General features: G+C 70.9%; 1 protein-coding gene. It reads right to left on the bottom strand.

Annotated features, from left to right (window positions below; all coding sequences use genetic code 11):
• Positions 1-263, bottom strand: a 263-nt coding sequence (locus DW298_RS00010; RefSeq protein ID WP_136040461.1) for a hypothetical protein, incomplete at its 3' end; no start/stop codon positions are given.
• Between the last annotated feature and the right edge of the window lie 36 nt (positions 264-299).

Raw genomic sequence — 299 nt, 5'->3', positions numbered from 1 at the left:
GTGCGCAGCACCCGCTGCAGCAGCTCGTTCACCGTGCGACACCCGAACCGCCCGCAGAACGCCGGCTCCCCCGACCCCGCCGGACGCCCATCGACCGACGCGACCGTCTCCACGACCACCGCCTCCACCCGCCGCTGCACCTGCCCCGCGACCCGCAACAGCTCCATCTTCGCGTCGTCACTCAGCGCCGCGACCATGTCCGCGCGCAGCACCACATCCAGGTCGGCGACGACCCGGTCCAGCACCTCCACGGGGTTGTTCATACCCCCAGTCAACCGAGGGCCACCGACATTCGAACC

Source organism: Microbacterium sp. A20 (genome assembly GCF_004794515.1).
Classification (GTDB): domain Bacteria; phylum Actinomycetota; class Actinomycetes; order Actinomycetales; family Microbacteriaceae; genus Microbacterium.
Note: the sequence above shows the minus strand (reverse complement) of the source record. Positions and strands in the feature narration are given on the sequence as shown.